The following is a 23,722-nucleotide window of genomic DNA, read 5'->3' as shown; positions in this document are numbered from 1 at the left end:
GAGTAAACTTTAGAAAAGGAATTCCTACTACAATCTTTGATATGATTATTCATTATTGAATTTATTATTTTCGTGACGTGAATAAGTTTTCATAGAATTCGATTCAAGAAAACTAAATTTTCTAGACCTAACAGCTGCGCAAGAATCAAACTACCTTTTCATACTCTATGCCAAAAATAATCATCCTTACAGGAGCAGAGCTAAGACATCAATTTTTCAGAACATATCTTGGATTAAATCCAGAAATTAAGGTAATAAGGACTTATTGTGAATCCCCAATCCAAAAAGAAAAACTATTATCCGGTGGAATATCGAATGATCAAAGATTCCATCACCTAACAGCAAGAAATCAGTCAGAGGAAGATTTTTTCGGTCTATTTTTAGAAAAATCCATGGATTTTTCCAATCCTCATCACATCCTCAGAGGCAGTATAAATGATTCTGAAACCGTTAATGAGATTATTGACTTGAAACCCGATCTTTTGATTTCATATGGATGTTCAATAATTAAATCTGCTTTATTAAAGGAATTTTCTGGTCGCTTTATCAATCTCCACTTAGGACTATCTCCTTACTATCGTGGAGCTGGGACCAATTTTTGGCCTCTTGTGAATTTTGAGCCTTTTCTCATTGGGGCTACCTTCATGCATATCGATGAAGGAATAGACACAGGTCCAATTATACATCAAATCCGAGCTAGGATTTACCCTCAAGATACACCTCATAGCATAGGAAATAGACTAATAGCTGATGCAACAAAAACAATTGAAACCATAATTATCAGAGGAGTTTCGACACCAAATCAAATCGATTTCCAGAATTTTAAGGAGGAAAAAGTCTATAGAAATAAAGACTTTAATGAAGAAGCGGTTGCAAAAGTTTATTCTAACCTGAAAAACGGGATGATAGAAAATTACCTTTCCAAAAAAGGTGAATTCGAGCGCCAATTCCCTATTTTCCAAAACCCTAAATTTCTCTGACATGAAATCAATCATGTATCATTATGTGCAAAAGGACAATCTGTTTCTACCCAGTTTTAACCACCTACATGTAGATGACTTTATAAAACAGTTACAGTATTTTGCTTCAAATTTTGGTTTTGTAAGCCAAGAAGACTTTCTAATTTGCCTGGAGAGAGGAACCCCTCTTCCTGGAGTAGTTTTAACATTTGATGATGGATTGAAATGTCATTATTCAGAAGTTTTCCCTATTCTTAAAAATCTTGGAATTTGGGGTATTTTCTATGTCCCAACTGGAGTTTACCAAAAAAAGAAATTATTAGACGTTCATCGTATTCATTTATTATTAGGTTTAGGAAAGTCAGAAGAGATTCTGGATTATTTAAAAAATTCAATTAAACCAGAATACCTTACCGATATTAACCGGAAAGAATTCACTGAAAAGACCTATCAAATCCAGCAAAATGATGAAGCAACTTTTTTAATAAAGAGAATATTGAATTACTATATTTCATATGAATTTCGAGAATCGGTTTTGGATGAAATGTGTGATGTTTTTGTCCCTAAAAAGCTGACGACATTTTCGGAATTTTATGTAAATGAAAATGAATTAGTTGAAATGGAAAAAGAAGGAATGATTATCGGAAGTCATACAGTAAATCATCCTGTTTTGTCGAAATTGGACGATGACATTCAACGAAATGAAATAGTTCATTCATTTGAAGACCTAATTCGAATGGGCTTATCAATTCCTTTGAAAACTTTCTGTTATCCATATGGCGGTTTTCATTCATTTACTTCTGCAACTGAACAAATTCTAAAGGAAGAAAATTGTCTTTTTTCCTTTAATGTGGAATCAAGAGATATTTATAAACATGACTTACTATATAGAAAACAAGCTTTACCTCGGTACGATTGTAATGAATTCCCATATGGTCAGATTAGAAGATTAAAGAAAGCATAAGTCATGAATGACTCGCCAGTCAAAATCATTGAATTTCCGAAAATATCGGATCCTAGAGGTACCTTAACTTTCCTTCAATACCCCAATCAAATTCCATTTGAAATCAACCGTGTGTTTTGGACTTATGACGTACCTGGAGGGGAAATAAGAGGAGGACATGCTTACAAATCACAATCAGAAGTAATAATTGCTTTGAGTGGAAGCTTTGATGTAGTTGTAATGGACAAACTAGGAAACAAAATCAAATACACACTTAACAGGTCCTATTATGGACTTTATATTCCTCCTCAAAACTGGAGGCATATGGAGAATTTTTCAACCAATGCACTCAGCCTTCATATCTCAAATAAAAAGTTTGATGAGTCTGAATATATAAGGGATATTTCAGTATTTATGGAAAATGAAAGACTTTAATTATTCAAGGATAGAAGACTGTAAACTTATTTCTTTTGATAAAAACCATAGAATCAAGGGAAATATTACTGCCGTTAATTCAGGAGAAGAAATACCATTTGAAATTAAAAGAGTTTATTACCTATATGATATTCCTGGAGGAGAAGCCAGAGGAGGGCATGCTCATAAAAACTTAAAACAGTTAATTATTGCTGGTAGCGGAAGTTTTGAACTTATCCTTGATGATGGTTTCAATTCAAAAAAAATTCGATTATCCCAACCTTATGAAGGAATATTAATACCACCAGGAATTTGGAGAGAATTAACTTCCTTCTCAAGTGGATCAATTTGTTTGGTTTTAGCTTCAGAGATTTACCTTGAAGAAGACTACATCAGAGACTATGAGAATTTCAAAAATAAAAAACGTAAAAATTCATCCAACAGCTGAAGTCTATACGAGTAATGTTGGAGAAGATTCCTTTATCTGGCAGTTTTCTGTAATATTAGAAGAAGCGATTATAGGTAAAGATTGTAATATTAATGCCCATGTATTTATTGAAAATAAGGTAAAATTAGGACACAGGGTAACAATAAAATCAGGGGTATATATTTGGGATGGAACTATTATAGAAGACGATGTTATGGTAGGTCCAAACGTGACTTTTACAAATGATAAATATCCTAGATCAAAAAACATAAACTACAAACAACTAAAAACACTTCTCAAAAAGGGGTGTAGTATTGGAGCTGGATCAATAATTTTAGGAGGAATTCAAATTGGCCAATATGCTCTGGTTGCTGCCGGCTCTTTAGTAAGCAAGGATGTTCCTGATTACGCCTTAGTTTTAGGAAATCCAGCAAAAATTGTAGGATGGGTTGGAGAAGATGGGATACCAATGATTAAAATGGATGATATTTGGATAGATTCAAAAGGTAACCATTGGAAAATAAAAGAAGAAAAATTAACCCGCCTATGAAAATCCCCTTTTTGAATTTTGATGAAATGCATTATCCACTTCGATCAAAGATGATTGAGGCATTTACGAATTTTTATGATCGTCAGTATTATGTTATGGGCGATTCTTTAAAGCTTTTTGAATCTGAATATGCCACTTTCAGCCAAGTCAATTATGCTATTGGGACGAGCAATGGCCTAGACGCTCTTTTTTTATCATTAAAGGCTACTGGAATAGGACCTGGCGACGAAATAATAATTCCTTCCAACACATTTATAGCATCTGCACTTGCTGTTTCATTCGTAGGAGCAAGACCAGTATTCGTAGAACCAAGAAGAGATACATATAATATTAATCCAGATCTAATTGAGGATAGTATTACTTCTAGAACAAAGGGGATAATTCCTGTTCATCTTTATGGTCAATCTGCAGAGATGAAACAAATAATGGAAATTGCAAAACACCATCAGCTTTGGGTTATTGAAGATAATGCTCAAGCACACGGTTCTGAATTTAATGGAAAAATTACAGGTAGCTGGGGTCATATAAATGCAACAAGCTTTTATCCAGGAAAAAATTTAGGTGCCTTAGGTGACGGGGGAGCAGTAACCACCAATTTTGAAGATTTGGCGGAAAAGGTAAAAAGCTTGAGAAATTATGGGAGCAGAGTCAAATATCATAATACCGAGCTAGGACATAATATGAGACTTGATGAACTTCAATCTTCATTTCTTTCTATAAAACTACCATTCCTAAAAGAGTGGACACAAAAACGGAGGCAAATTGCCTCATGGTATTCAAATTATTTAAAAGATCTACCTGAAATAATTCTTCCTGAAATTCACCCTAACTCTGATCATGTTTACCATCTTTTTGTTATTCGAACAAAGAAAAGAAACTCCCTCCAGGAGCATTTGAATCAAGAAGGTATTGGCACGTTAATTCATTATCCTATACCTCCGCATTTGCAAGAAGCATATTCATCCCTTGGGTATAAAAAAGGTGATTTCCCAATCGCTGAGGAACTTGCCGAAACTAGCCTAAGCCTTCCAATTTGGCCTGGAATGACAGAGGAAATGGTAATTCAAATAAGTGAAAAAATATGGGAATTTTTTGAGGGTCCTAATTAAATCAAATAGAACCCAAAACATTGTTATTTAATTTATTTTTTAATAATACTTTTTTAAATCAAATCTTAACTTTTTTATAAAGAAGCTTCCGAAAGATTGAAATCCTTTGTGAAAAACAGGTAGTTTTAAACTACTTTAAAACAAGGAAAAACTAAACTCCCCAATCATAATGTGGAAATATTTTGAATATTTAAAATTAGGCAGAAGAATTTCTAGAGACTTTTTCTTTCAGGATGCACAAGTAAAGTCAAGTAATGAATTAAATAAAGTTGGAAAAAGAACAGATGTTATTAACATTTTACTGAGCCTGTTCAAACGGGAAACAGCATATTTAGAGATTGGAGTAAGAGACCCCAAATCAAATTTTCTAAAAATAAATTCGAGGCGAAAATTTTGTGTAGATCCAGGATTTGAAATGAAAGTAAATGAAGCTGATTTCAAATTTACATCAGATGAGTTTTTTCTGAAATTTAGAAATGGTGAGTTCAATAACATCCCTAATAAATTTGATGTAATTTTCATTGATGGATTACATACCGCCGAACAAGTTAATAGAGATATTATTAATTCTTTAGATTTTCTAGCAGAGGATGGCTTTATTGTACTTCATGATTGTAATCCCCCAACAGAATGGCATTCAAGGGAAAAATACAGTTTTAAATTATCACCGGCAGGAGATTTTTGGAATGGAACTACTTGGAAAGCATTTTTGAAATGGCGACAAAAAACAGAAATGTTTTCATGTTGCGTTGATATAGATTGGGGTGTGGGGGTACTCTCCAAACGATTAAATATTGGTGAAGCAAATAAAAATAATAACGAATTTTTCGAATTTGAGAATTTTAACAAAAATAGAAGCGAATCTTTAAATTTAATTAGCTTGGAAAAATTCGAAGCAATACTTTTTAATCAACCAAAATTTGATGTTTCATAAAAAAGAAATTAAAATCAACTTGACCGGAAAGATCGAAAAAGGTTAAAGATTATTGGAGGAATCAAAGATCTCAAAACTGTATTGACTGTCTGAAAACTTGGTTGGTCTTTTAAGGAAACCTTATTGCCAAAGTAATTTTTATAATCTTCATTATTAGCAATCGTATAATTAAACTTTCTCCTTCTGCTAAGCATTTCACTACGATTTGTTGTCATACTAGATGAATGAATCCTAACAAGGACCTGAGCTTTTTTTGCATAGCCCACATGATGGAATTTATAACCTTTGAGAGCACAACGAAAATTAAATTCCCAATCTTCAAAAGCCTTCAAATTTTCATTCAGAAATCCAACTTGAGCTAAAACTGATCTAGGAAACAAGGGAGCACTTACAATAAATGGGTTTTTAATTCTAAATAAAGAAATCACATCATTTTGATCCCACATTGTTATTGGTACTTCCGGAAGTGCCCCATTCTTACCCATCACGCGCTGCTTTTCTACTCCTTCATTATCGTAGAAATATCTATTTCCTGAAACAGGAATCAAATCCTCCTTACAAAAACTGATTTGATTAGATAATTTGTTTTTTTCTAAAATATCATCCGCGTCCAAAAATTGTATATAGTCTCCTTTTATTGATTTAAGTGCTTTATTCCTTGCAGAACTTACACCAACATTTTTCTCTAAATCAATAAACCTATACCTAGAATCTTTATGCACCCAAGAATTTGCAATTCTAACTGTTTCATCTTTACTCCCATCATTAACAATTATACATTCCCAATTTGGATAAACTTGATTTTGAACACTTTCAAGACAATCATTCAAGTATTTACCCTGATTATAACAAGCTACAACAATTGAAACTTTAATTTCTCCAAAGGAACTATTTACCATATTATTACAATGGAAGATCGTTGAATTGTTTTTGATGTGAGGCAGTCCAGAATTCAGGGTTTGAAATTATCTCCAAAAAGAGTTGATTACTATTTCCTTGGCCAAAATCGAAAGCTTTTGCTCCTTTACCTTGAGATCTTGCCTGACTAATTGCTTCTTTAATAGACTCCATCGAAAAATCACTATGGATGATGGAATCCCCTGATGCTCTATTCTTTTGCCTACTTCCAAGGTTTATACTAGGAACACCATAATATGGTGCTTCCCTTATCCCTGCACTACTATTCCCAATAATAAATTCTGCATTTTTTAATAGAGTAAGAAAGTATTCAAATCGGAGAGAAGGAAAAACCTTAAATCTTGGGTGATTATTGAATTTCCCATATGCCTTTAAAATTTGAGAAGTCCCCATATCATTATTTGGAAAAATCACCACATAATTTCCACTATCCTTTAAAAGTGTCTCGGCTAAAACATTAGCATAACCTTCTATTTGATCTACCTCAGTAGTTACAGGATGAAACAAAACCACTGAAAATCGATCAAAAGGGATTTGATAGTATTCTTTAACTTTTACTAACTCCGGCAAAGAATTTGAAAACATCACATCAATATCCGGAGAACCAATAACAAAGACTTGAGATTCTAATTCACCCATTTGCACTAAGCGCTTTTTTGCAAGGTCGTTGGAAACAAAATGAAAATGACTCAATTTACTTACTGAATGTCGGATGAGTTCATCAATTGTCCCTGAGACTTCTCCTCCTTCTATATGCCCCACCAAAATATTATTCAGAGCACCAACAATAGCTCCTGCCAGAGCTTCGACACGATCACCATGAACAATTATTAAGTCCGGTTTATTTTCTTTAATGTAGCCAGAGAATCCATCAATGGTTTTTGCCAAAGTCAAATCCATTGTTGTTTCCGAGGTATAGTTGAAAAACTTGAACAAATTTGAAAACCCACATCGCTCAATTTCTATGACAGTTTCTCCGTACTGTTTATGCATATGCATGCCTGTTACAAAAATATCTACTTCAAACTGTTCTGCCTTATCGCAAATTTCAATTAGGGATTTTATTTTACCGAAATCTGCTCTCGTCCCGGTTAGAAAGAGAATTCTCTTCATTTTTTAGAGGATTGCTTAAATAATATAAAGTAAATAAGGAAGAAATTAGTTTTAGCCATGAAGTATGTCTCAACAAAAAACATTTTGACTAATCCAAGGTGACCAAATACAATTTTTTTCGCTACTTCTGAAAATCTGATTTTAGTACCCCAAAGATCATAATTTCCTTGGGTCTCAGTTTTAAATCTAAAGTAATAAGACGCAGGGGTTCGCTTTAAATCATAACAAAAAATGGCTGGTACCAAATCTAATTCATAGCCTTCTTTTAAAACTCTAAGGGACCATTCCTTATCTTCAAAGGTCACAATAGAATCCTTGAAAGGGATTTTTTCCCAAACTTTTTTTGAAAAAGCAGATCCAGCAAATAAGAGAGCTGAGTCTATCGGACTATCCTCTGGTGCAACACCATTAATATACATCTTGTAATCCCTTTCAGTATGAATGCATCGGACTCCAGCTAATTTTGGATTTTCTTCAAACCTATTTTTAATTAATTTGAAGAAGTCATGACTTATTGGAAAGGCGTGTGCACTAAAAATAACGACAATTTCATGAGAAGCCGATTTGGCAGCCAAATTTGCACTTTTACCATATCCAAAATCAGATATATTTACCCATTTGACCCCGTATTTCTCTCCAATCAATCTACTATTATCTGTTGAATCATTGTCTATGACAACTATTTCATCAATATCTTCAGAATAGCGCTTAGATAAATTAAACAAGGAAAATTCAAGGTTCTTTTCTTGATTCTTATTCCGAATCACTACAGAAACCTTTTTACTCATAGTCAGAGAACTTTAGGTGTTGATCTTTTTTCAATGATTTTTTTGCTTTCTTTCCTAGAATCTCAGAAAACTTTTCAGCCAATATCTCTCCTGTCCCAGGTCTTTTAACCCAGATATTTTCCTTTGTAAACTCCTCTCCTTCTTCAATGTCTTTTATTGTAACCACCGTAGCAAAGGCAAAATCAATGGTGACCTTTTCTTCCTTAGCAGGTTCTTTTCTCCCACCTGACATTTGGAAAATAAGATTTGCACCTTCAATCAATTTTTTTGTTTCTTTTTCATCCATAGAGCAAACAATATCAGGACCTGTTCTTTGCATATGATCTGTAAAATGCCTTTCTAAAATAGAAGCACCTAATGCAACCGCAGCAAAACAGGCGTGATTACTCACAGTATGGTCACTTAATCCTACAGGAACGCCCGGAAAGTTTTCCATTAATTCTTGCATAGCACCTAATCGTACCAAATGATAAGGCGTTGGATATAGATTTGTTGTATGGAGCAGTGCAAAAGGAACATTAAACTTTTTTATAGTTTCTACGGATTTTTTGACACTTTCCAATGTATTCATTCCTGTAGATAATATCATCGGTTTACCAAAAGATGCAATATGTTCAAGCAACGGCAAATTGTTACATTCTCCACTACCTATCTTAAATGCCGGTACATCCATACTTTGAAGTCTATCAGCTGCCGCCCTTGAAAAAGGAGTAGAAATAAAAATCATCCCTTTTGATTCTACATAGGCTTTCAGTTGGCGTTCTTCATCTTCATTCAAAGCACACCGTTCCATAATTTCATAAATAGAAACATCTGCATTGCCAGGAATTACTTTTCTAGCCTCTGCACTCATTTCATCTTCCACTATATGAGTTTGATGCTTTACAATTTCTACACCGGCTCTTGCAGCAGCATCCACCATTTCAAAGGCAGTTTTGAGGCTCCCTTCATGATTTATTCCTAATTCAGCTATTACCAAAGGTGGACAACCTGGTCCAACCTCCCTATCTTTAATTTTAAAGGTTGACATAATTATTTTTTTTCGAAGAGAAATTCGGCTAACAAAAGATCCTTAGGTTCATCAATATCCAGATTTGCAAACACATGGTCTAGGACGAAAGGATACACATCATCACCAATGATTTTTTTTTCTTTTAATATGAGCTTAGAAGAAGATATGTACAACAAACCATTTTCATAAAACAAAGGCTCAATGTCCTGCATCCTCTGACCAGGAGAATAATTTTTAGGTTCAAAATGAGAACCCTTAATGGTCCCAAATTTTTTATTTAATGGACTGAACGTACAGAGGCTGGAAGCAAAAGATTGCTCAAATACTTGCAAAGCTTTTCTAACTAACCCCTCAGGCCTTAGAGGATTTGTTACTTGCAATAAAACCACTGCGTCGCAATTTATATGATGATCTTTAAAATATTTTAATTGATCTTCAATAACATCCACAGTTGGAGTGAAGTCATTAGCCAAACTTGAGTTTCTGGAGTATGTCCTAATTCCAAAATGAGAGCATAATTCTAAAATTTCCTCATCATCAGTATTAACCCAAATGTTTTCAGGTAAAATTCCTTCTGAAATAGCATAGTCAATTGAATGCTGGAATAATGGCTTCCCTTTCAATAGGACTTTATTTTTACCCGGAAATCTTTTAGAACCTTTCCTAGCTGGAATAATAACTTGATAATTTGAGGAAATAAACATGCTACTTTTTTGAAATGAGCTGTTCAAAATTAGCCTAATAGATCGAAAAATCGACCTTTTTTAATCATTTAATAATTAGAATATCTCTTTTCAAGAGAATTTTTAACCATCTGAATAATTAAAAAAATATGATTCAGGTAAAACAGCTTCGCTATTCTTTTAGAAAAAAATTGGAAATACCTTTATATAAATTTTTAAATAAACACTTCGTATGTGTGGAATTGCAGGAATCGCAAATAGTTTTTCCCCAAAAGAAAATACAGAGAACAAAGTCCTCAAAATGTGTCAAATAATGCGGCATAGAGGACCTGACAACACAACAATTTCGAAATATCCAAATGCTGTATTCGGTCATAATAGACTTTCATTGATTGATATAAATGAAAGATCTAATCAACCTTTTCAAAACGGCAATTTTGCTCTGGTATTCAATGGGGAAATCTATAATTATCTAGAACTTAGAAAAAATTTGACTAAGGAGTTCTATTTAGAATTCAAGACTACCTCAGATACAGAAGTTTTATTTTTCTCTCTAATCCATTGGGGAATTGAATTGACTCTTAAAAGATTAAAAGGAATGTTTGCTTTTGCCTTTTATGACATATTAAATGGAAAAGTATATTTAAGTCGAGACAGAACGGGGATGAAGCCTCTTTTTTATTCCGTGCAAGAAGGGCAATTGGTCTTTTCTTCTGAGTTAAAGGGAATTTGGGTTCTTGATGAATTCAAAAAGCTGAATGAGAAATACCTAAGTATCGCAACTTTTGCAGAATTTGAATATTCAAGAAGGTTAAGTGCTATTATTGGGGTAAAACAGCTTGAGCCTGGAACATTTTTAACATTTGATATAGAAACAAGTATTTCCAAAATTGAATACTACTTTAAAATGTCTGATTATATATCAGAACCTGAATTCGAAAGAAGAGCAAGAGCTAATGGAAATGAGATACTAGAAGAGTTTGAATATATTTTCTCTGAAACAATATTCAAAGTAATGGCAGCCGATGCAAAAATGGGAGCCTTTGTAAGCGGAGGAATAGATTCATCGTTGTGTGTAGCAATAGCATTTCAAAAAGCCCCATTAAGTCTTTTTACATCAAATGTAGTAGGTAAACACTCAGAGTTACAAAACTCAACCTACCTATCCAAAATCCTTAATGCAAATCTATATAAACACGATTTTACACCAGAGTTATTTTTGAAGTCGTGGGCCAAAGCTACTTGGTTTTATGAATCCCCTATTTTGTCACATCCTAATGCAGTTCCTTTTCAATATGTAAGTGAACTTGCTAATCTACATTCCTGTAAAGCTGTTTTAACTGGGGAGGGATCTGATGAATTATTCCTGGGTTACCCAAGACTACTGACTAGACAATTTGAAGGTCTAATAAAATCACCATTCAATATTTTAAATTCAATCTATAAAAAAGTCCCAGGCATTTCAAGGTATTTAAATCTTGACAACAACAACTTTCATGAAGACTTTTTTCAATTTTTGGGAGGCTATGAATTGAAAGAAAAACAGCTTGAAAATCTCAAAGCCTATGATTTTCTAAAAAACAAAAATATTGCGTTTGATCAAGCAATGACATTAAATATGCTTGAACGAAGTATTCATAGCCTTCTTTGGAGGAATGACCGCATGGGAATGATGCATAGTATAGAGTCGCGCTTCCCTTTTTTGTATGAGGATATCATTGAGTTTTCCATAAATCTTCCTAGAAAGCATAAAATAGGTATGACTTCTAAAATCTATAATTACAAGCATCCATTCTTGATTGATAAGCATATAGTAAGAAAACTCACAGAAAAAGTTTTGGACAAAAAGTTGGCATATATTCAAAAAAAAGGATTCCCAGTTGCCGGATTAATGAATATTTCAGTTAATTCAGAGTTTTTCTATAACGGCTTTTGGCAAAAAACTTTAGGACTAACTCCGTCTGCACTAAAACTTATTAAAGAAAATAGCCACGCTTATTTTATTGCAAAACTTGCATCAGTAGAAATTTGGGGAAGTTTATTTTTTGAAAATCAGACCATTGATGAGGTTGAGAAAAGAATCTTAGCACACATCAGTTTGACCCCTTAAATCAAAAAATGGTGACAACAAATGGATTAAAAGAAATGATTGAAGGTTAAAAAAAATTTTCAGTTTAATCCTTCAAAATTACCTAATTAAGATAAACACACCTGATTTTTCAATTACTTCACCACCTCTGCTCACAAATCTTCCCCTATACACATAATTACCATTAGGTGCATCCTTTCCATTTAAAGTTCCATCCCATCCCTTATCTTCTAATGAATTGGTTTGATAAATTAATTCACCCCAAGTATTGAATATATAGAATTCCATACTACTAATTCCTCTGAATTCAGGTTTGAAGAATTGATTTTTCAAACCATTTGGAGTAAATGCATTTGGAACGATAACATCGAATTCATCAACGACATTAACAAGCATTTCATAAATAGAAACACATCCGATTTCATCTATTACTCTAAGTTGAACTGTATATGTACCAATCTTATTGTAACTATGAACAGGATTTTGAAGAGTACTAGTATTGCCATCTCCAAAATCCCAATCCCATTTTTGGGCATTCCCTCTCGTCAAATCGTTAAAATAAACATCCTCTCCTAGTGGTATATCCTCTTTCTCAATAATGTTACCTCCACCAAAATCTATAAGGAAGCTGAAATCAGCTTCTAACAGAGTTTCAGCAATTACCACCCGAATTCGTTGAGGTTGATTCCAACAAGAAGTTCCTTTTACTGAACTACTTACTCTATAATCGCCAGAAAGATCAACTGCTGAAATATCTTCAAGGCGCATAATTGTACCTACTGGAGAAACTACATTGTAATCATAAACAGCAGGATTATACCCTTCAATATAATCGGTAAGGTCTACTGTACCAGTTGGATCACACACAATTGATGGGTTAGAAACTCTAAGATTAGGTATTCCTGTTACTAATACCTCGGCCTTTTCTGAAGTAGATCTGCAGACATCTGAGCCTGTAGCTAACACGAAGTATTCATAATTCTGACCCGAAGCTTGAAGTCCTTGTATTGTAAGAATTCCATTTGAATCAATTTGATAACTTACATCACCATAATCTCCTGGAGTTATTATACTGTTACCTTGCTGATCGAAGTACCAGGAATATTGAACATCGGAAGACGCCGAAGGAACCGAAGGAATCAAAACTGCAGACTCTCCTTCACAGATTGCTGCATCATTTACATCAATAATGGTAGGGATAGTTTGAATTTGAACAACATCATCAACTATAGTTTCACAGCCTAAAGCATCTCTAATAATTATTTCATAATCTCCTATCCCTAAATCGGAAAACGACACAACTCCGTCTGAAGAATCAACTGTACTAACTATTACCGAATTTAAGACGAGGTCGATTTCATATCCCGGATCACCTCCCAAAACCATAAAACTTATACTCCCGTCATCTTGTCCACAAGTGGCATCGTTTATTTCCAAATTTTGGACGTTAATTGGTGCTGAAGGACCCTTAATTTCCAAATCAGAAAGAATGGTTTCACAGCCTTGACTTGTTCTTATTGTTACTGAATAAACTCCTTGTTGAACAGAGAACACATTTGAATTCTGGAAATTAACCCCATCAATAGAAAATTGATAGTCTCCAGAGCCTGAGGTAGCATTAATTTCAATTAACCCTCCTTCACCAAAACAAATTTCCTGAGTCAAATTTGCGGTTGCATTTGGCAATTGATTTACCACCACTTCCGTTCTAGCAACAAACCCTTCACAAACATCAGAACCTTTTGCAATTACATAAAATTCATAAGGTAGGGTGGAATAAGGAAGACCAGTGATTATTAATACACCTTCCGGTGAAATCTCATAAATGATACCGCTCGGATCAGGACTTGGACTAGAAATTATTTGTTGATTGGTCTCTGAATCAAAGAACCATAAAAATTCATAATCTGTAGCTGGTGGGTCCAATTGAGGAATTAATCTAATTTCAGAGCCCTCACATACCTCTTGGTTGTCTACTAAAATCTGAGTAGGACCATCTACTAATTCAATTTCCTCTGAACTGACCTTGCAACCTTTACCATCAAGAACTTCAAATAAATACAATCCTGTTTCTAGATCATCAAAAATCAATTCAGAACCAGAAAGCGTAATTGAATTGATCAATTCACCATCTTTAAAAAGACTAACTGAATATGAATCCCATCCTCCTGTGATTTGCGCTTGAATCTTACCATTATCAGCGCCACATCCGGGATCAATTTTAATTACGTCATTAATGGTAAGAGCAGATTCTGGCCCCATAATTTCTATTGATAAACTTTGGGTACAGCCTGCTTGATTTATAACATCAAGAGAATAAATCCCAGACTGAAGATCAAGGGCTTCTAAATCCTCTAAATTCATTGGGGCTCCTCCGTTTAAAGAGTAAGTGAATTCTGGTAATATTCCTGAAACAGGAATAATTTTACCATTTGAATCCCCAAAGCAGGAAACGGGTGAGGTTTCAAACATTGCATCAGGAAATTCAAATACCTCAACCTCAACTTTAATTTCTTGACCTGTACAAACTACATAGAAATAGAAATCATGAGTTCCTGCAGGAAGATTCTCAATATTAAGCTGTGGATTGACCCAATCAGAATCATCAATGGTATAAATGATTGAAGGATCCTCTGAATCAGGTCCATCAGATATTAGCCCTTCTTGTCCAGGTTCCTTATACCATCTAACCTCAGTAGAAGCTGTAGGTTGTGTAGGATTCGGTACAACAAAAACAGGTTTGATGATTGCCGTTTCACCCAAACAAATATCAATTGGATTTATGATTTCATAAACTGGATCAGGAAGCTCATCAACTAAGAATTCGAAAACCTCTTGGCAGCCATTACTATCAGTAATTATAAGGAAATAAACTCCAGGGAAAATATCTTCAATCCCGGTTAAGGTCCCTGATGTTTGGATATCTCCAGAAATAGGATCGTCTTTTCTCCATTCAATGGAATAATCACCCGTACCTCCACTGATAATCAAATTTCGTATGGCTCCATTAGGAAGATCGCATTGTGCATTGATAATATCAGGTTTATTTGATTCTATTTTAGTTGCATTTGTAATTATTTCAACATTCTCGAAACTTGTCAAAATTCCTGAAACAATACTTGCATCCCTTACAAATACCGTATATGTGCCGACGGTTAGATTTTCAAATTTTGGTGAAGTTTGCCAATTCACTTGATCCAAACTAAACTCTACAGGAGCAGTACCTCCCACAATATCCTCTAATGTTATTGATCCATCACTTCCATCGAAACAGGTAACAGGTTCGGTAATAATCTCTGCAGATAATGGTGCTTTAACTACTATCACTGCCTCAGTTATAGTTAAGCATATTCCATCACCTGAAATTTCATAATAATAAGTATAGGTGCCAGGGGAAAGGTTTTCTAAAGAAAGTACACCATTTGAATCTATCAGATATACTACACCATTGGTGTCTGGGTCAGGACTTGAAATAATTTTCTCTGTAGCTTTTGAGTCAAAATACCAGATCAAATCATAATCGACACCTGCTGGAACAGACAAATCGGGAGTCAAGATCCCAACTTCTCCCAGCATAATCTCTTCAAATAGGTCATTTGAACTTATCAATGTTCCGGATTCATTGGTTAAAGTGAACAAATCATCAACTGATTCGACACAGTCATTTTCATCTGTTACTTTAACTGAATATGTATCTGGAGCAAGGCCTTTTATTTGATAAGTATTTCCTGTTTGGATCAAGGCAAAATTTGTATCATTTAATGCTTGACCATTGATCTCAACGGAGTAAATCCCTGTTCCTCCAGCAATTTCAAAAATGATTTCTCCATTTTCTTCATCACAGGTGGGATTGGTGAAATTAATTGCAGAAATAACTAATTCTTCAGGCTCCCTAATCTCAAAATTCAAAAATTGTATACAACCTGAAGTATTTTCTACTTCTAAGGTGTAGTTACCTGGAATCAAATCTAAAAACACTCCTGTTGAATTTGAATCTCCATTATTTAGAGTATACAAATACGAGGAATCATGCCCTGTTTCCACGAAAACAGATCCATCATTAGCTCCGAAACAGGAAATATCCTCTACATTCAACGTAATGTCAGGACGTGCTGTAACAGTTAAAGTAGCAGGTGTAACTTGAGTACAAATACCATCTCCGCTTATTCTTAAGAAATATTCAAATTCACCAACGGGTAAATTCTCCATGCTTAGAACACCTTGGCTATCGATTTGATAAACTATTCCATCCGAATCCGGGGTCGAGGACGAAACGATCTCTTGAGTAGCAGAAGCGTCTCTATACCATCTCAAATCTGCTTGTACACCTGAAGGAACGGTAATATCTGGAACTAATTGTGCTGTTTCCCCTTCACATATTTCTTCAAAAATCGGATTAGAGTTAATAGCAACTCCTGTGTTATTTGTTAAGGTAAACAAGTCTATCTCCTCCACCTGACAACTATTAGCATCAATTACAGAAATCGAATAGTTTCCTGGTGCTAAATTTTGAACCGTGTAAACTCCTCCATTTTCTGCAAAGTCAAAATTTGTAGCATTTAGATCTTCCCCATTGATGGAAATGAGATAAGGCTCTACCCCTCCATTAATGGTGAAAATAAACTCTCCATTAATTGCATCACATGTAGGGTCAGTAAAATCAACTGAGCTAATTAACAATTCATTTGGTTGTTCAATTTGAATCTCTACAATTTGAATACAACTGGTTCCATTACTTACTTCAACCGTATAGTTTCCTGCTGCTAGATTTTCAAACGTACCTGAATCATTGGTTTCTCCAGTATTCAATTTGAAAATCAAACCTGTTTGACCCCCTGATTGGACAGAAATCCTACCCGTATTGGCTCCAAAGCAAAGAATATCTTCTTTTTCGAAGATTACCTCAGGAGTAAAATTCACCTGAAGTTCTGTTTCGATTTTTGGCCCAGAACAAACCAAATCACCTGATACCTCAAGATAAAAGAGATATGGATCCTCTTTTGATGGAACCCCAGTCAGTTCCAATTGCCCTGAGGAATTTATCACTGCAGTTCCTCCAAAAACCTGATCTCCTGAATTGATTTGCACTTCATTGCCTGATTCATTAAAATAAAACCAATTAAACACCGGACTTGAACCAGCTTGGTTAACAGTAATAGGAGACAAAATTCCAGTGTTAGCTAAGCCTGTAATAGGATCAAAAGCACATATTTCATCACCTTGACTATAAAACTCAGGGACTTCCAAAGGAGTGAGTGTAACAGTGATAATTGCTGGAGGACAACCATTTTGATCTGAAAGTTCAAATTGATAATTGCCGCCTGCTAAATTTTCAAGCAGCACTTCTGAGCCTTCTTGGGATAAATCAAACTCAGAAATCTGCGCCCCATTCATTGTTAACGTATAATCCGGATTACCCCCTAAAAGTTGTAGCAAAATCTGGCCATTATCCAAATTACATGAAGGATCTTGCTGAGAAAGTACCTGAATTTCCAGAGGTCCCGACGGTCCCTCAACCTCTACATCCACAATTTGAGGACATCCTGCTGGTGTATTCACCTGAATGGAGTAAACCCCAGCAGCAAAAGTGAAGGACTCTAATTCTGATTGAGAAACAGATGGTGCTCCGTCAATCGAATAAGTGTAATCCGAACTAGTTCCTGATATTGGAAGTATTTTACCATCTAATTCTCCAAAACATGAAACAGCATTAGATTCAAAAGTCACTTCTGGTGTGTCATAGACATCGACGTCAATTTTGATTTCCTGACCCGTACACACCACATAGAAATAAAATTCATGAGTTCCTGCAGGAAGGTTCTCTACCTGCAAAGCAGGATTAAGCCAATCTGTGTCATCGATAGAATATATGATAGAAGGATCATTTGTATCTGGCCCATTCTGAATCAATTCAGTTTGATTTGGCCCTTTGTACCATCTTATTTCAGTAGCAGATGCAGGTGGTAAACTTGGATCTGGGGCGATGTGAATTGGGGTAATCTGAATAGGCTCTCCAAAGCAGGCATTTATAGGATCAACCAATTCATAAAGGGGATCAGACGCGGCAATAATTGTATAATCAAATATTTCAACGCACCCAAACTCATCCGTGATAATAAGATAATAGGTTCCAAGGCCTAAATCCTCAATCCCGGTAATAGTGCCTTGATTCAGCAAGGCACCTGTTGTCGGATCATCTTTTCTCCATTCAAAATTATAATTTCCAGAACCGCCTGTAACCAAAACATCCCTGATTGCTCCGTTATCTAATCCACATGATACAGGTAATTCAACAGCTTGGTTTTCTTCAATTGGACTAGATTCTGTCAGTGTATAGATAGGCGTTTCAAACTGACAAGATGTAGTTGTATTGGTAATCCTCACCTGATAATCCCCAGCAGTAAGACCCGAAAAATTACCGTCTGGAACTGTTTGAATTACACTGCCACTGGAAACCTGAATCAGTTCATAACTGAACGGGCCTGAACCAACCGGAACACCAATCACTTCCAGCGTACCGTCATTTCCACCAAAACAACTTACATTTCCTAGCGCAAAATCTGCTTCAGGAAGTGGATTAACTTGAACATCTTCTGAAAAATCCAGATCGCAGCTACCAACTCCTCTTACTTGTAAGATGAAGGTGTAGGTATTTGGATCAATATTGTTTAGGGTCAATACAGGAGGAGTGATCCCTGTAGTTGATGATACTGAATAGGTACCTCCGGCAAAGCTTCCACTTGTACTACTCAGTGGAGTCCCTCCTGCCACCCAAGTGTAGGTAACCGGATCAACCAAGGTCCCAACCTCTACTATTGTAGGGGTCAGTATAATAGTTTCTCCAAAACAATATTCTGGATTGACTGTAATATCAATATCCGGTACTGGAGTGGTTCCTACCAATTCGGTTCTGGTAACTACACACCCATTCGCATCTTCAAAAATGAATTCATAATTATCAGATTCTAGGTTAGTAAAAGTATAGGTCACTCCAGAAATAACCGGAGTTATCCCCAATGCTGATCCATCCTTGGAAGCACTTACAAATGAATATGGAGCAGTTCCTCCTGTCAAAGTCAAAGAAATAGCTCCGTTATCTACGACCCCACATGTAGTAGGTGTCGAAATTATGTCAAGAACCTCAAACTCTGAAGGTTCGATTAAGGTGTAAACTGCCGTCTGAAACTGACAAGATGTAGTTGCATTGGTAATCCTCACCTGATAATCCCCAGCAGTAAGACCCGAAAAATTACCATCTGGAACTGTTTGGATTATACTGCCACTGGAAACCTGAATCAGTTCATAACTGAATGGTCCTGAACCTACCGGAACACCTATAAGCTCGAGTGTACCATCACTACCACCAAAACAACTCACATTTCCTAGCGCAAAATCTGCTTCAGGAAGTGGATTAACTTGAACATCTTCCGAAAAATCCAGATCGCAGCTACCAGCTCCTCTTACTTGTAAGATGAAGGTGTAGGTATTTGGATCAATATTGTTTAGGGTCAATACAGGAGGAGTGATCCCTGTTGTAGCTGATACCAAATAGGTACCTCCGGCAAAACTTCCACTTGTACCAGTCAGTGGAGTCCCTCCTGCAACCCAAGTGTAGGTAACCGGATCAACCAAGGTCCCAACCTCTACTATTGTAGGTGTCAGTATAATAGTTTCTCCAAAACAATATTCTGGATTGACTGTAATATCAATATCCGGTACTGGAGTGGTTCCTACCAATTCGGTTCTGGTAACTACACACCCATTCGCATCTTCAAAAATGAACTCATAATTACCAGATTCTAGGCTAGTAAAAGTATAGGTCACTCCAGAAATAACCGGAGTTATCCCCAATGCTGATCCATCCTTGGAAGCACTTACAAATGAATATGGAGCAGTTCCTCCTGTCAAAGTCAAAGAAATAGCTCCGTTATCTACGACCCCACATGTAGTAGGTGTTGATACCAAATCAATTACTTCTAAAGGAGCGGGCTCGGTTATAATTAGGTCAGCAGACTCTCCTATACATGTAGCATTTGCCTGATTAAAATACCTAATCCTATAAGTTCCGGGTGAGATATTCTGAAACAATACATCCCCAATTGCCACATCTGAAACATCACTAAATCCAGCAACAGGGATCCCTGAATCTGATATTAGAGTATACGTTATCCCATTTGGTTCATCTGTATCTTGAAGGCTTATAATCCCATCATTAGCTTGGAAACAAGTCGCATCCTGGGTTACAAAAATTGGTGAAGGAATGAGAGATACATCGATTGAAAACTCATTTACTGCTTCTATGAGGTTACAGCCAATGAAATCAAAAACAAATGAAAAAGTACCTTCCGGTAAATTTTCTACAATTAGTTGTTCATCAGCATCAATCGTATAAGTGACTGTTGGGAAATTAGGATCTGAAACGGGAAAAGAAGCCGCTCCGGAAATAATAAATTCCGGTTGTCCACTTACTGCTAATCTTTTCCAGTTTTTTACGGGATTGACTGCCTGATCATCCGAGGTTATAGGAGTCAGAATCAACTGGTTTCCAGGAGTACATAAATTATTTGCAGACGAGGCAATCGAAAATGTCGGGAGGTCCAAAACTGGAACTGCCAAAGAGGTATTGTTTGTATAATTACATTCTAATAATCTATCAGGTGAGTCTACAGTTCCAGTATTATTTGCAATAATTACTAAGTTAAAATCACCTGTAGGGGGAATAAGTGGACTACTAAAAGTCACACCTATATAGTCGACCCATCCATCTGCTTGAGTGATAATTCGATCTGCTGTGATTTTTTCTCCTAAGAAAGTTAATGTTCCGTCAGCCTCCTCTCTATAAAAGGAGATTTCCATATCTGCCGGAATATCTTGTGCTGTGAAATTATTTTTCAGACTAAAGTTAACCTCAATTGACTGCGGTTCGCAGGTTCTTCTAGCAAAAAGACTACTATTGTCAATTTCTACATCAAATGCAGGAATATTGGCTGTCCGGCAACCACTATCATTATAAAAAGTCCCTTGAACTAGGAATGAGTTTAGTGGCTGTGCATTTGGTGGAAAACACCCATCGGCAGGATCTAAATTTGGAAATAGATCAATAGCACGAATCGCATGGTTCAATTGATTTTGAGGAACAGAGAGATCACCTAAAATATTGACATTGAAATACCCATATTGATTCCATACAGGTCTTGCAGGAGCCCATGGATCAGATGCAGTTTCATAAACAGTTAAATATGCATCGGGTGTTGCGGGAAATCCAATTCCCGCAGTTGGATCAAAAATTTCAGCATCAGTAACCACAATTTCTGCTTCTCCATCGTTATCTAAATCAGCGACTACAGCTCCTTCACCAGCTGTGGCTGAATACACCGGGAATTTTGCTAAATCAGTCCCATCCGATCCTCTAATAATTCTTAATTCCTGTTCATCACGATAAACTAACTCTTGTTCCCCATCCTGATTAAAATCGAACATTGTGATCAAGGTATACCCAGATCGGTCATTCGTTGATTGGGGATATCCAGGTACAACCTGTAATGTTGTGGAAGGATTATTATATCTGAACATGGTTAGACGTTTATGAGACGTCACTCCAATTTCAGGAGCCAAATCCCCATCGATATCTCCTATAAAAGCAACACCAGTTCCAGATTCAAACTGATTATCCAAAGGGTTTGAATCTGGTGCTGGAGTATCATTAATTGTATTCCAAGCAATTAATTGAGGACTACTTGTGGGATTCCATACATATACAGTTCTTGAATCAATGACATTCCTTTCTCGAGCTGTCGTTACAATAACATCTAAACGTCCATCATTATTAATATCTGCAATGGATGTAAACCCATCTTTAGCTGGACTACCATTTACATTAAACCCGGCTTGAATTGGAGTCATGGACCAGGTACCCGCACTATTGGATACGTTATAAACAGTGTTTCCAGCCGCAAGTTCTAATCCAGGGCTATTAGTAATATCTGCAGCTACTGAAAGGGAGATCGATCCCCCATACATAAAGGAGCCTTCTCTAGAAACCTGCGAAATCCCTTGCCCCAATCCAACCCCTCCATCAATAAGGAATTCGCCAGTCTCAGCATTGAATATTTCATTATAGATATAAACTTCAGATATACCATCTTGGTCAAAGTCTGCTATTCCAGGGGCTCCTCCTGATCTATATTCGTAAGGTGCAGCTGGTGGCGCAACATTAACTTCTGTACCAGCAGGAACATTTCTTCCATAAATATCAGAAGATACCCATCGCTGAACGAAAGCTGCACCATTAAATTGATATGCAACCAATCTACTCTTATAGATCGGATTGGGTTCTGAACTTGAAACTGCTACAATAATGAAAGGATTCTCGTTCTCTATAACCCTTGCAATTAAAAAAGGATTTGGCCCCTCCATATTGATAAAAAATGGAGTGTTTATAGTATACGTATTATTTAAATTCGAACCATCATATTGATAAACCTGAATATTTCTAGTCTTATACAATAATTCATCTCCAGCAGTCCGGTTCCATGTTCCTGAACTAGCCAGAATTAAGACCTCCGCATTTCCATCTCCTGTTACATCACCGACGATAGGTGTCCCAAATGATGCTACATTTTTTAGTGGAGATTGAGCTGTTTTTTGAATCGAAAAGTCGCTGGTAAAGTCGACGTCAATTTCACAATCTAGGGTTGGGAAATTGATGTAGTCATCTATAAAAGTACCTCCATTAATTTCCTGGTCTTGAAAGGACTTTACCAGAATTGTGGCGAAGTTTTCAAAAAACAGAAAGAATAAAATGACTAATAAAATCTTCCCTCTAGACATCAAATAATTGATTTGCTAGCAACAATCAAAAATAAAGCCAAGGAGTGGCATAAAAAAACTCTACCGCAAATAGTATTTGACAAATCCATTAAATGCCCAAAATCCAGTGTAAAGGAAGGATTTAACCCAACTTAACCCTTGAGTTTCTTTAAGAAACTTAACATGCTTCCAAATTAAAGTCCATTTATTACTTGTTGCAGATCCTTTCCTCTGGCGATAGGTGGCAAGGATATCAACCATACCATAGGCTAAATAGCCTGATTTCAATAAAGATAGCCATAGGCCATAGTCTTGCTTTCGCCTATGTCTTGGCATATAGAATTTACCCGTTTGCTCCAAATCAATCATAACTGTTATTGTAGAGATAATTGTTCTCTTCAACAAAAACTTATAGTCAACAGGTTTGGTGGTAACGATTTCAGGAGCCAAGATTTTCTCACCCTCCTCATTAGTAAAATCATAGGAATGGAAGCTAAAAGCATAACCATTTTGTTTCATAAACTGGAATTGCTTAGCTAATTTGTCTTTATGCCAAGTATCATCACTATCTAGGAAGCATAAATACCTACCCTTTGCCTTATCAATACCTTTGTTTCGAGAAATACCTGAGCCTTCATTTTTTTCATTCTTAATAAGAATAAACCGGTTATCTCTCTTACAATATTCATCTAATATCAATCGAGAATCATCTGAAGAGCAATCGTCTATTAAAATCATTTCCCAATCGGAAAATGATTGATTTAGAACAGAATCTAGACAGGCTTTGAGATATTTTCCCGTGTTATATACAGGGGTTACAATGGATACTTGAGGATTGAGTTCTGAATCTTGGATCATAAAAGCAATTTACTTTTCTGAATAGAATTTATTCAAAAATAAAACAATTATAAGAGGTTAAAAGGAATACAATTTGAATAAGACTTTATTCTAAGTTTATCAAAAGCATCAAAAAT

General features: G+C 35.7%; 15 protein-coding genes. 8 read left to right on the top strand and 7 right to left on the bottom strand.

The genetic code is table 11. The features are described 5' to 3' along the window. Positions 1 to 167 precede the first annotated feature (167 nt). The 7 genes from E4S40_RS00850 (at position 168) to E4S40_RS00820 (ending at position 5,336) form a co-directional block, all read left to right on the top strand. The gene (locus E4S40_RS00850; protein WP_135069461.1) at positions 168 to 980 is read left to right on the top strand and encodes a formyl transferase; all 813 of its coding nucleotides are present in this window, start codon (positions 168 to 170) and stop codon (positions 978 to 980) included. A gap of 1 nt (position 981) precedes the next feature. Continuing rightward, the gene (locus tag E4S40_RS00845; RefSeq protein ID WP_135069458.1) at positions 982 to 1,923 is read left to right on the top strand and encodes a polysaccharide deacetylase family protein; all 942 of its coding nucleotides are present in this window, start codon (positions 982 to 984) and stop codon (positions 1,921 to 1,923) included. Between the two features lie 3 nt (positions 1,924 to 1,926). Next, positions 1,927 to 2,337: a sugar 3,4-ketoisomerase gene (locus tag E4S40_RS00840; protein WP_135069455.1), complete on the top strand. Its 411-nt coding sequence runs from the start codon at positions 1,927 to 1,929 to the stop codon at positions 2,335 to 2,337. After that, positions 2,324 to 2,764, top strand: coding sequence for a sugar 3,4-ketoisomerase (locus E4S40_RS00835; protein WP_135069452.1), 441 nt, complete (start codon positions 2,324 to 2,326; stop codon positions 2,762 to 2,764). The genes E4S40_RS00840 and E4S40_RS00835 overlap by 14 nt, the downstream gene beginning before the upstream one ends. Further along, positions 2,718 to 3,293, top strand: coding sequence for an acyltransferase (locus E4S40_RS00830; protein WP_135069449.1), 576 nt, complete (start codon positions 2,718 to 2,720; stop codon positions 3,291 to 3,293). Before E4S40_RS00835 ends, E4S40_RS00830 begins: the two co-directional genes overlap by 47 nt. After that, a complete protein-coding gene (locus E4S40_RS00825; protein ID WP_135069446.1) occupies positions 3,290 to 4,402 on the top strand; it encodes a DegT/DnrJ/EryC1/StrS family aminotransferase in 1,113 nt (370 codons plus the stop codon). Before E4S40_RS00830 ends, E4S40_RS00825 begins: the two co-directional genes overlap by 4 nt. Before the next feature lie 169 nt (positions 4,403 to 4,571). Then, a complete protein-coding gene (locus E4S40_RS00820) occupies positions 4,572 to 5,336 on the top strand; it encodes a class I SAM-dependent methyltransferase (protein WP_135069444.1) in 765 nt (254 codons plus the stop codon). Between the two features lie 14 nt (positions 5,337 to 5,350). Here E4S40_RS00820 and E4S40_RS00815 read toward each other — a convergent pair whose 3' ends face one another. Genes E4S40_RS00815 through E4S40_RS00795 form a run of 5 tightly spaced genes read right to left on the bottom strand, consistent with a single transcriptional unit; the run spans position 5,351 to position 9,871 of the window. Next, positions 5,351 to 6,235 carry a glycosyltransferase family 2 protein gene (locus E4S40_RS00815; RefSeq protein WP_135069441.1) on the bottom strand — a complete coding sequence of 295 codons (885 nt, stop codon included), beginning with the start codon at positions 6,233 to 6,235 and terminating at the stop codon, positions 5,351 to 5,353. 4 nt (positions 6,236 to 6,239) lie between these two features. Continuing rightward, the gene (gene neuC, locus E4S40_RS00810; protein ID WP_135069437.1) at positions 6,240 to 7,367 is read right to left on the bottom strand and encodes a UDP-N-acetylglucosamine 2-epimerase; all 1,128 of its coding nucleotides are present in this window, start codon (positions 7,365 to 7,367) and stop codon (positions 6,240 to 6,242) included. Further along, positions 7,364 to 8,155: a glycosyltransferase gene (locus E4S40_RS00805; protein ID WP_135069434.1), complete on the bottom strand. Its 792-nt coding sequence runs from the start codon at positions 8,153 to 8,155 to the stop codon at positions 7,364 to 7,366. Before E4S40_RS00805 ends, neuC begins: the two co-directional genes overlap by 4 nt. Beyond that, a complete protein-coding gene (neuB, locus tag E4S40_RS00800) occupies positions 8,148 to 9,185 on the bottom strand; it encodes an N-acetylneuraminate synthase (RefSeq protein ID WP_135069431.1) in 1,038 nt (345 codons plus the stop codon). Before neuB ends, E4S40_RS00805 begins: the two co-directional genes overlap by 8 nt. A gap of 2 nt (positions 9,186 to 9,187) precedes the next feature. Beyond that, the gene (locus E4S40_RS00795; RefSeq protein ID WP_135069428.1) at positions 9,188 to 9,871 is read right to left on the bottom strand and encodes an acylneuraminate cytidylyltransferase family protein; all 684 of its coding nucleotides are present in this window, start codon (positions 9,869 to 9,871) and stop codon (positions 9,188 to 9,190) included. Positions 9,872 to 10,082: 211 nt separating this feature from the next. Between E4S40_RS00795 and asnB the strand changes: the two genes are divergently transcribed. Further along, positions 10,083 to 11,960, top strand: a complete 1,878-nt coding sequence (gene asnB, locus E4S40_RS00790; protein WP_135069425.1) for an asparagine synthase (glutamine-hydrolyzing) — start codon at positions 10,083 to 10,085, stop codon at positions 11,958 to 11,960. A gap of 78 nt (positions 11,961 to 12,038) precedes the next feature. Here asnB and E4S40_RS00785 read toward each other — a convergent pair whose 3' ends face one another. Both E4S40_RS00785 and E4S40_RS00780 read right to left on the bottom strand, forming a co-directional pair. Beyond that, positions 12,039 to 22,769 carry an FG-GAP-like repeat-containing protein gene (locus E4S40_RS00785; protein WP_135069422.1) on the bottom strand — a complete coding sequence of 3,577 codons (10,731 nt, stop codon included), beginning with the start codon at positions 22,767 to 22,769 and terminating at the stop codon, positions 12,039 to 12,041. Between the two features lie 60 nt (positions 22,770 to 22,829). Then, entirely contained in the window at positions 22,830 to 23,606 is a 777-nt protein-coding gene (locus tag E4S40_RS00780) for a glycosyltransferase family 2 protein (RefSeq protein ID WP_135069419.1), read from the bottom strand. Positions 23,607 to 23,722 lie beyond the last annotated feature (116 nt).

This window comes from Algoriphagus kandeliae, assembly GCF_004571135.1.
Lineage (GTDB): Bacteria > Bacteroidota > Bacteroidia > Cytophagales > Cyclobacteriaceae > Algoriphagus > Algoriphagus kandeliae.
The sequence above is the reverse complement of the archived record's forward strand: the minus strand, read 5'-3'. Positions and strand labels throughout refer to the sequence as shown.